General features: G+C 59.7%; 9 protein-coding genes and 1 tRNA gene. 3 read left to right on the forward strand and 7 right to left on the reverse strand.

Features of this window, described 5'->3' with window-relative positions:
- Positions 1–91 precede the first annotated feature (91 nt).
- Complete coding sequence (gene carA / locus C8N42_RS12385) at positions 92–1,261, reverse strand: glutamine-hydrolyzing carbamoyl-phosphate synthase small subunit (protein ID WP_107816880.1); 1,170 nt, start codon at positions 1,259–1,261, stop codon at positions 92–94.
- 200 nt (positions 1,262–1,461) lie between these two features.
- Between carA and C8N42_RS12390 the strand changes: the two genes are divergently transcribed.
- Positions 1,462–1,920, forward strand: a complete 459-nt coding sequence (locus C8N42_RS12390; protein ID WP_107816881.1) for a GatB/YqeY domain-containing protein — start codon at positions 1,462–1,464, stop codon at positions 1,918–1,920.
- A gap of 83 nt (positions 1,921–2,003) precedes the next feature.
- On the opposite strand, the gene C8N42_RS12395 is transcribed toward C8N42_RS12390, so the two are convergent.
- The 6 genes from C8N42_RS12395 to lipB all read right to left on the reverse strand — a co-directional run bounded on the left by C8N42_RS12395 (position 2,004) and on the right by lipB (position 7,277).
- Positions 2,004–2,528, reverse strand: coding sequence for a DUF2244 domain-containing protein (locus C8N42_RS12395; protein WP_107816882.1), 525 nt, complete (start codon positions 2,526–2,528; stop codon positions 2,004–2,006).
- A 54-nt stretch (positions 2,529–2,582) separates the two neighbouring features.
- On the reverse strand, positions 2,583–3,032 hold the full coding sequence (locus C8N42_RS12400) for a hypothetical protein (protein WP_107816883.1): 450 nt from the start codon (positions 3,030–3,032) through the stop codon (positions 2,583–2,585).
- Between the two features lie 163 nt (positions 3,033–3,195).
- Positions 3,196–4,881 (reverse strand): cytochrome c oxidase subunit I, encoded by a 1,686-nt coding sequence (ctaD, locus tag C8N42_RS12405; RefSeq protein ID WP_107816884.1) that lies wholly within the window; start codon positions 4,879–4,881, stop codon positions 3,196–3,198.
- 267 nt (positions 4,882–5,148) lie between these two features.
- Positions 5,149–5,790, reverse strand: a complete 642-nt coding sequence (locus C8N42_RS12410; RefSeq protein WP_107816885.1) for a hypothetical protein — start codon at positions 5,788–5,790, stop codon at positions 5,149–5,151.
- Between the two features lie 240 nt (positions 5,791–6,030).
- Positions 6,031–6,486: a c-type cytochrome gene (locus C8N42_RS12415; protein ID WP_107816886.1), complete on the reverse strand. Its 456-nt coding sequence runs from the start codon at positions 6,484–6,486 to the stop codon at positions 6,031–6,033.
- A gap of 140 nt (positions 6,487–6,626) precedes the next feature.
- Positions 6,627–7,277, reverse strand: coding sequence for a lipoyl(octanoyl) transferase LipB (gene lipB / locus C8N42_RS12420; RefSeq protein WP_107816887.1), 651 nt, complete (start codon positions 7,275–7,277; stop codon positions 6,627–6,629).
- A gap of 195 nt (positions 7,278–7,472) precedes the next feature.
- On the opposite strand from lipB, the gene C8N42_RS12425 reads away from it, so the two are divergent.
- Both C8N42_RS12425 and C8N42_RS12430 read left to right on the forward strand, forming a co-directional pair.
- Positions 7,473–8,786, forward strand: a complete 1,314-nt coding sequence (locus tag C8N42_RS12425; protein WP_107816888.1) for a peptidoglycan-binding domain-containing protein — start codon at positions 7,473–7,475, stop codon at positions 8,784–8,786.
- A 132-nt stretch (positions 8,787–8,918) separates the two neighbouring features.
- Positions 8,919–9,005, forward strand: a tRNA-Leu gene (locus C8N42_RS12430).
- Positions 9,006–9,094 lie beyond the last annotated feature (89 nt).

Consider the following 9,094-nt stretch of genomic DNA (forward strand, 5'->3'; position numbering starts at 1 on the left):
ACGGTAAATGTGATTGATTTTCGTGGCGACAGAAAAAAGGCGGGGAAACCCCGCCTTTTCCTTTATCTGTTTCTCGCGATGTGTTCCGCGATCAGGCGGTTGCGCCTGCACGCTCGGCCATGGCGGCGGCGAAGCGTTCGAACAGGTAATAGCTGTCCATCGGTCCCGGAGAAGCCTCCGGGTGGTATTGCACGGAGAACACCGGTTTGCCCTCGACCGCGATGCCGCAGTTTGAGCCGTCGAACAGCGACACATGAGTCTCTTTCACACCGGCGGGCAGGGTCTGGGTGTCCACAGTGAAGCCGTGGTTCATCGAGGTGATTTCCACCTTGCCGGTGTCAAGATCCTTCACGGGGTGGTTGGCGCCGTGGTGGCCGTGGTTCATCTTGATCGTCTTGGCGCCGAGCGCCAGAGCCAGCATCTGATGCCCAAGGCAAATCCCGAAGACCGGCAGGTCTTTCTCCAGCACGCCTTTGATCATCGGCACGGCATATTCACCCGTCGCTGCCGGATCGCCCGGACCGTTGGAGAGGAACACGCCATCTGGATTGTGCGCAAGAACCTCTTCGGCGGTGGCGGTGGCCGGAAGCACGGTCACGTCGCAGCCCGCGCTTGCCAGACAGCGCAGAATGTTGCGTTTCGCGCCGAAGTCGACGGCTACGACCTTGAACCCTTCGCTTTCGCGTTTCGGGAACCCGTCCGGCCAGGACCAGCGCATTTCGTCCCATTTGTAGGACTGCGTACAGCTCACACCCTTGGCGAGATCGAGCCCGACAAGGCCCGGGAACTCGCGTGCCTGTTTCACCAGCGCCTCAATGTCGAACTTGCCCTCCGGGTCATGGGCAATCGCGACGTGGGGCGCGCCTTGTTGCCGGATCGCGCGGGTGAGCCGCCGGGTGTCGATGCCGCCCATGCCGATACGTCCGCGTTTTTCGAGCCAGGGGCCAAGTTCGTCCTGCGCGCGCCAGTTCGACGGTTCGGTCGGGTCCCATTTGACGATCATACCCGCAGCCACCGGATCGGCGGTCTCGTCATCCTCGGCGTTGACGCCGACATTGCCGATATGCGGGAAGGTGAAGGTCACGACCTGACCCGCGTAGGAGGGATCGGTCATGATTTCCTGATAGCCGGTCATCGCGGTATTAAAACACAGCTCGGCGGTGGTGGTGCCTGTCGCGCCGAAGCCCTTCCCATAGAAGATGGTTCCGTCGGCCAGGGCCAGACAAGCGGTTGGTTTTCCGGTGGTTTGACCAGATGCCATGACACGACTCTCCTATATGGGCAAAATTGGCCGGAACCTAAGGAAAGGGGCTCCCGGCGTCAAGCACAGCGGAGATGCTTTTTGCCGGCTTTTCTGCGACGCAGCGTTTTCAGTATGTTATCGCTCTCATCAATGGTTGAGATGGGGCGCGGCTTTCGTTATGTTGGCGACTTGCGATATGACCAGGGGATGAGGCCCATATGGATATGCGAAGCCGGCTGAGTGCCGCACTGAAAACGGCGATGAAGGAAAAGGACAGCGAGCGGCTTGCGACGCTGCGCCTAATCAACGCTGCGATCAAGGACCGCGAGATTGCCAATCGCGGCGAGGGGGAAGATGTGGCTGTCACCGACAGCGACATTCTCGCCATCCTCGGCAAGATGGTGAAACAGCGTCAGGAAAGCGCCAAGGCCTTTGAAGAGGGCGGGCGTCTGGAACTGGCCGACAAAGAGCGCTCCGAGATCGCGGTGATCGAAGAATTCCTGCCGCGTCAGCTCTCCGAGGCGGAGGTGAAAGCCGCAATCGAGGCGGCGATTGCCGAGACCGGCGCCGAAAGCATTCGCGACATGGGCAAGGTCATGGGCGCGCTCAAGGCGAAATACACCGGCCAGATGGATTTCGGTGCTGCCGGTGCGCTGATCAAGGCGCAGCTGAGCTGAGGTCACTGGGCGAACACGTCCGAAGAGTTTGAAGCCGCCCCTCGGGGCGGTTTTTTTTGAGTATTTACACCATCAGAAAACCGTCAGGGTTTCAATTGGTTGAGCACGTCTGCCAGCTCATCGTGCAGGGCCTTGCGTTCCTCGGGGCTGAGAAACGCGCCAAGTTCGACCTCTCGGCTCTCACCGGCACCCTTCAGGGTCAGATAGTTCTCCACCCTGCTATGCTCGGGGTGCAGGGTAAGGCGCAGCCAATAGGGGTTGGTCTCCCAGATGAGCGGAGCGCCTTTTTCAGGCCAGTGGGTCAGGGCGATGCGGTCGGGCCAGATCAGCATCTCTTCGCGCAACCGCTCACGGTCGGAGCGACGAAGCGCCGTCCAGAGGGCCGCGAGCACGATCAGCATGAAACTCAGAAGCACCCAGAAGGCCACAGTGCCGATGAAAGGCACGATGGGGATCAGCCCGCCTGTGAACATGATCCAGATCGCCGTGGAAAACCCTTTGCCCCGCAGGCTGCGATAAGGCCAGAGGTCCAGCCGCCAAAGCGGCGCGCCGGTCTCGGGGGAGCCGGTCGGAACGGTGTCGTAGGATGGGGTCCAGCGGTAGGGCATGTGCGTGTCATTTTGCCCGACAGCCTAAGCGCAAATCGTCCCTCCGCATAGCCCTCAAAGCGTTACGCATTGATCGGTTGGGGCGTCGTCGAATTCCCGCCCGCGCGGAACCAGTTTGCCGATGCGCTTGCCGTCGAAGGTGTAATAGGCCTTCACCCGCTGTTCGGGGGCGGCATAGGCGCCGATGGCGCTGTGTTCGAGCACCGCGACAAAGCTTGTGGTCTCGTCTGTGCCGAAGAAGCGCGTGACCCGTTCGGCCTCCCGGCTGGCCCATTTCGAGCGCACGATGCGGTCGATTTCCTCGGCCAGCGCGTCAATGCGCGCGGGGCTTGGGGCGTGAGCGACGAACAGAGGTTCCGGGCAGGCGATCAGCATCGCCACCCGTGTCTCTCGCATCCGGGTATCATAAATCTTCGAGAATTGCGGCATATGCCAGCGGTCGGAAATCTCCGTCGCGCGCGGCATCTCTCCGGTGTCCCGGGGCTTGAATATATAGGCAAACATTACGGGCTCCTGCTCATCCCTGTTGCAGGTCTAGCGGGGTATTGAGCGCAAACCGTGGCCCGGACGGGGCGGAGGCGGTCTTATGTCTTAACTGGTTAACGCCGGTCCGGGAACCGCATGAAAAAGGCCCCGCGTGGGGGCCTTTCATGTGATGTGCTCTTGCTCAGTGCGAATGCTGGTGATCCCAGTCTTCGCGCTTGGGCAGGGTCTCGAACGTATGCTCCGGCGGCGGAGAGGGCAGGGTCCACTCCAGAGTGTCGGCATATTCGTTCCAGTAGTTATTTTCCGTCACGCGACGTCCGGCGAGCAGGGTGTAGAACACGATGCCGATGAACAACAGGAAGGAGGCAAAGGACAAAAGCGCGCCGTAGGACGAGATCTTGTTCCAATAGGCAAAGGCCTCCGGATAGTCGATATAGCGGCGCGGCATGCCCTGACGGCCGAGGAAGTGCTGCGGGAAGAAGGTCAGGTTCACGCCGATGAAGAACATCCAGAAGTGAATCTTGCCCGCAAGTTCCGGGTATTGCCGTCCCGACATCTTGCCGATGTAGAAATAGATCCCGGCAAAGATACAGAAGGCTGCGCCCATCGACATGGTGTAGTGGAAATGCGCCACCACATAATAGGTGTCATGATAGGCCCGGTCGACGCCTGCCTGCGACAGGACGACACCCGTCACACCGCCGATGGTGAAGAGGATCAGGAAGCCGAAGGCAAAGAGCATCGGCGTCTTGAACTCGATGGAGCCGCCCCACATGGTCGCGATCCAGGAGAAAATCTTGACCCCCGTCGGTACGGCGATGACCATGGTGGCCATCATGAAATAGGTCTGCTGCGACAGCGACAGGCCGACCGTGTACATGTGATGCGCCCAAACGACGAAGCCCAGAACCCCGATCGCGATCAGTGCCCAGACCATCGGCAGGTAGCCGAAGACCGGTTTTTTCGAGAAAGTCGCGATGATGTGGGAAATCAGGCCGAAGCCGGGAAGCACCACGATATAGACTTCCGGGTGACCGAAGAACCAGAGGATATGCTGATAGAGGATCGGGTCGCCGCCGCCTGCGGGCTGGAAGAAGGAGGTGCCGAAATTGCGGTCGGTCAGCAGCATGGTGATCGCGCCCGCCAGAACCGGCAGGGACAGGAGGATCAGCCAGGAGGTGACGAAGATCGACCAGGCGAAGAGCGGCACCTTGAACATGGTCATACCGGGTGCGCGCATATTCAGCATCGTGGTAATCATGTTGATCGCGCCGAGGATGGAGCTTGCGCCCGAGACGTGCACGGCAAAGATCGCGAGGTCCATGGAATATCCGGCTTCCGAGGTCGAGAGCGGCGGGTAGAGCACCCAGCCCACGCCGGAGCCGGCCTGACTGTTGCCGCCGGGAGCCAGAAGCGACGCGATGCCGAGCGCCACGCCACAGACATAAAGCCAGTAGGACAGGTTGTTGAGGCGCGGGAAGGCCATGTCCGGCGCACCGATCTGAAGCGGCATGAAATAATTGCCGAAACCGCCAAAAAGCGCCGGGATGACGACGAAGAACATCATCAGCACGCCGTGATAGGTGATCATCACGTTCCACAGATGGCCGTTCGGTGTACAGTCTTCCGCCCCGAAGCCGGACAGGAGACGTGCCGCCGCCTCGCCGGATTCGTTGAGGCACATGAACTGCACCCCCGGCTCCATCAGTTCGAGCCGCATGTAAACGGTGAAACAGACCGAGATGAACCCGACCACGGCTGCCGTGATCAGATAGAGAATCCCGATATCCTTGTGATTCGTGGACAAGAACCAGCGGGTGAAGAACCCGCGGGTGTCCTCATGACCATGAATGGCGGCATCTGCCATGCTTTCCTCCCTATTCCTCTCCGGGGGCTTCCCCCGGTCGTGCGTCGTCCGCGCCGTTCCGTCCGCCCTCTTTGCGGGGGTCTGTGCGACAGAATGACACATATTTCTTAGAGGCTTATATTTCAGAGAGCAAATTCTTTGCGCATATTGGTGCAGAAAAATGTGCGAGAACGCTGACAGTCTCGTTCTCGTACCATGGGGTTGTCAGCGTGCAGGTGTGCCGTCCGTTGCGAGAAGCGGGTCTTGGGACGGTGCCTCCGGGGCGTTTCAGATCAAAATATCCGTGACGGTGTCGAGAACACCACCCAGAACTCCGCCGAGCAAACCGCCCAGAAGATTGCCGCCGAGCAGATCGCCGACCAAAGGAAGTTCGATGTCGTCGATCAAATCGTCGCTATCCGGCCATTCGAAGTCGTCTTGGAAATCGTCGTAGTCCTGCTGGATTTCTGTGGCAAGCTCTTCGGCCTCCAGTTTGAGGGCTTCAATGTCCTCCTCCGTCAGCTCATAGCCAACCAGATCCTCCAGACTGAGATTCCTGACATAATCTGCCCCGGCGACCAAAAGCGAACTGTTGAACAGGCTGCCTGCGGTTCCGGTGCCGACAAGCCAGCCGCTCGTTCCTCCCGCAGGGGCGACCTGAGCCGGATCATTCATGGTGCTCAGGGTCACGGGAATGTCCTCCTCATAGAGGAGTGCAAAAGGATCTTCGAGCGGCTCCTCCGCCAGCACTTCTGCCTCCGTCGGCTCCGTTGTGTTTTCTTGTGTTGCCGCCTGGTCGCTCCGAGCGGCGGAGGGCGTCTCTTCGCTTTCGAAAGAGGGAACATCCGAGGTCAGGGTGATATGTTGCAGGGTGGCGATCAGACTGTCTGTTGGGCGAAATGCAGAGGGGAGGGGGATGTGGGACACCATGATTTCTCGCTTCTTCACTTGAGGAGGGGCGCGGGGAAGTAGATTTCAAACCATCCAAAAGAACAAGTCTAAAGAATGTATTCTCTTGCGCAATTGGCAAAGCTTTCTGATGCGATCGAGCCGTGAAATAGCGGTCACTCTTTTGATTTACTAAATGATTTCATAGTATTAATATATTTGTTTAGCAAAAAAACGCCGCTCCGGGTGGAGCGGCGCCTGATCAGCTTCGTGAAATCCGGCTTATTCCGAAGCAGGAGCCTCTTCGGCAGGGGCTTCTTCCGCAGCTTCCGGTGCGGCGGAGAAGGTGGCGAGATAAGCGACCACGTCGGAGGCGTCCTTCAGTTTGAAGGTCATCTTGGAGCGACCGGAGCCGCCATGGGTGTCGATGAACTTGGTCGGATCGACGGCATATTCGGTGATCAGCTCCTCAGTCCAGACCATCCCGGTCGCGCCCACGGCGAGGATACCGTCGCCATATTTGAAATCGGGGTAGGACGCCACCGGGCGCCCGATGACACCGTAAAGGTTCGGGCCGGTCTTGCCGCCCTTGACGATGGTTTCGCCCGCATCCGACACGATCATGTGGCAGGCCTTGCACTTGTTGAAGTCCTTGGCGCCTTTGTCCGGATCGCCTGCGACGGCTGCGGCGGAGGTTGCCAACAGGGCGGCGGCTGTGAAGGCAAAAAGCTTGGTCATTTGGTTCTCTCTCCCGAGTGATTCATGTGTCCGGTTCTCACCATAGTGAGTTGAGATCGTGATACCAGTACGAGCTTGTCGCACTTTGATCCTGCTCAAATTCGTCCTGCGATTTAGAATTGATCTAATCGTTTCGGCATTTACTGCCCGAACACCTGGTTAAAGGCGTGCCGCAGCGCGATGTCGACGTCCTCCATCGTCACCGGCAGTCCGAGATCGACCAGAGAGGTCACGCCGTGCTCGCGGATGCCGCAGGGCACGATGCCATCGAAATGGCTCAGGTCCGGTTCAACATTGATCGACAAGCCGTGAAACGACACCCATTTGCGCACCCGCAATCCGATGGCCGCGATCTTGTCCTCGGGTTTCGCGCCGGTAATCGTCAGCGGCTTGTCGTCGCGCACCACCCAGACGCCGACGCGCCCCTTGCGGATCTCGCCCGTGACGTTGAACTCGGCCAGCGCCGCGATCACCCAGGCCTCCATGTCGGCGACGAATTTACGCACGTCCTTACCGCGCTTGTTCAGGTCGAGCATGGCATAGGCCACCCGTTGTCCCGGCCCGTGATACGTGTACTGCCCGCCACGTTTGCTCTCGTAGACCGGGAAACGATCGGGATCGACCAGGTCTTCGCGCTTGGCCGAGGTGCCGGCGGTGTAAAGCGGCGGGTGTTCCACCAGCCAGATCAGTTCCTCGGCCTCCCCCTTGGCAATGGCCTCGGCACGGGCTTCCATCTCGGCCACGGCAAAGTCGTAATCGGTCAGCCCTTCGGAAATTCGCCATTCCACCATCACATGTCTCCGCGTTTAGGTCCGAGCTGAGATGTAGCCTCTGGGAGCCGAAGGCGAAAGAGCGATGGCGCAGGGCAGGGCGTTCGAAAAGAAAAATAGGACAGCCCTTCTACGGGTCCGGGAAAAAAATCCTACGAATCTCACGGGGCCGTGATAGGCTTTCCCCAGTTTTTTTGTATTTGACGGGGAAATCCGATGCGATTCAAACATGTCATTTCCGCAGCTTTGGCCGCCATCATGGTGATGGGGACCGCGTCGCGCGTTCAGGCCGATGGTGGCGATTTTATTGCAGGGGCCGTGATTGGCGGTCTTCTGGGGGCTGCCAGTCAGCAACAGAAAAAGCAAACCACCACCACACGTTCCTATCGTTCGCGCCTGCCCTCGACGCAGGAGGGCAAGGAGATTCAGGCCTCTCTCAATTATTTCGGCTTCAACGCCGGTGCCGTGGACGGTCAGCTCGGGCAAAAGACCCGCAACGCCGTGTCCTCCTATCAGACCTATCTCGGATATCCGGTGACGGGGCAGCTTACGCCCTTCGAGCAGGAGTTGCTGATCTCATCTTATAACCGTGCCCAGGCCGGTGGTGCCCAGACCGCACAGCTCGTCGCAGCCAATCCTGATGGCACACGCGGTCTTCTGAAACAATATCGCTCCGAAATGGCCAGTGGCGGGGCGGAGGTGGCTACCATGGCAGCTGCACCGACGACCACCGTTGTGGTCAACCCGGTGATGCCGCAAGCCGCGCCCGGCGCGACACAGGGCGGCATGCCGAGCTTTGCCGCCGCCACGCCGGAAAGCGCGATGCCCAATTTCCTCGGCAATGACGTCACCGTGTCGCTGGCGTCGCATTGCAACAAGGTCTCGCTTCTGACCAACACCAACGGCGGTTTTGTGACCGAAGCCTCGATGTCCGACCCGAACCAGGCGCTCAACGAACAGTTCTGTCTCGCGCGCACCTACGCGATCTCGCAGGGCGAGGACATGATTGCCAAGGTGCAGGGCTTCACCCCGCAACAGATCGCCACGCAATGCGAGGGGCTGGTGCCTGCGATGACCAAGCAGATCGCCGCCCTCTCGCTCAAGCCGCGCGATCAGGTTCTGGCGGACACGTCGTCCTTCGTGCTCGCCTCCGGCATGTCCCCGGCGCAGCTCTCAGGGACGGCGAAAATCTGTCTCTCCGTCGGCTATCGCACCGACAAGATGGACGTGGCTTTGGCGTCTTCGCTCCTGCTGGTGGCGATGGGGGAACGCGCTTACGGCGAGTTGCTGGGCCATCACCTGAGCCAGGGTGTTGGAGTCAGCCAGCGTCCGGATCTGGCACAGGCCTGGTATGAGGACAGTCTCACGGCCGTTGAGACCGGCATGCCCGCCGTCTTTGCTCCGGGGCAACCGGAACGCACAGGGCTGTTGCGCAAGGCGACCTACGCTGTCTCCGGCGCCCCGACATCCGCACCGCTCACCCCGGTTCCGGCCAGCACCACGCTGCCGAGTTTTGCGGTTACGGAATAAGGCTCCGACAGGGGGCAGGCCACTGCTGGAATGGCTTTCGGGGGAGGTGGAAAAAAATTCGCCTCCCCCTTCATTTTCCTCTTCACTTCCCCGAACCGCTTCGCTACATAGCCCCTCACCAGCCAAGACAGTGCGGTCGTGGCGGAATTGGTAGACGCGCAGCGTTGAGGTCGCTGTGGGGTAACTCCCGTGGAAGTTCGAGTCTTCTCGACCGCACCATTTCACATTTTGCTGTGAAATTCTCAAAAAACTCAAATATAACAGACGCTTGCGGAGTTCGATAACCGTTTTTACGGTCATAGGCCAAG

The sequence above is a fragment of the Celeribacter persicus genome, assembly GCF_003050785.1.
Classification (GTDB): domain Bacteria; phylum Pseudomonadota; class Alphaproteobacteria; order Rhodobacterales; family Rhodobacteraceae; genus Celeribacter; species Celeribacter persicus.

Excerpts from the sequence above, each read along its gene's own strand:
- C8N42_RS12410 (WP_107816885.1), bottom strand. The coding sequence starts at position 5,790 with ATGGTGTCCCACATCCCCCTCCCCTCTGCATTTCGCCCAACAGACAGT.
- lipB (WP_107816887.1), bottom strand. The coding sequence starts at position 7,277 with ATGGTGGAATGGCGAATTTCCGAAGGGCTGACCGATTACGACTTTGCC.
- C8N42_RS12400 (WP_107816883.1), bottom strand. The coding sequence starts at position 3,032 with ATGTTTGCCTATATATTCAAGCCCCGGGACACCGGAGAGATGCCGCGC.
- carA (WP_107816880.1), bottom strand. The coding sequence starts at position 1,261 with ATGGCATCTGGTCAAACCACCGGAAAACCAACCGCTTGTCTGGCCCTG.
- C8N42_RS12425 (WP_107816888.1), top strand. The coding sequence starts at position 7,473 with ATGCGATTCAAACATGTCATTTCCGCAGCTTTGGCCGCCATCATGGTG.
- ctaD (WP_107816884.1), bottom strand. The coding sequence starts at position 4,881 with ATGGCAGATGCCGCCATTCATGGTCATGAGGACACCCGCGGGTTCTTC.
- C8N42_RS12390 (WP_107816881.1), top strand. The coding sequence starts at position 1,462 with ATGGATATGCGAAGCCGGCTGAGTGCCGCACTGAAAACGGCGATGAAG.
- C8N42_RS12395 (WP_107816882.1), bottom strand. The coding sequence starts at position 2,528 with ATGCCCTACCGCTGGACCCCATCCTACGACACCGTTCCGACCGGCTCC.
- C8N42_RS12415 (WP_107816886.1), bottom strand. The coding sequence starts at position 6,486 with ATGACCAAGCTTTTTGCCTTCACAGCCGCCGCCCTGTTGGCAACCTCC.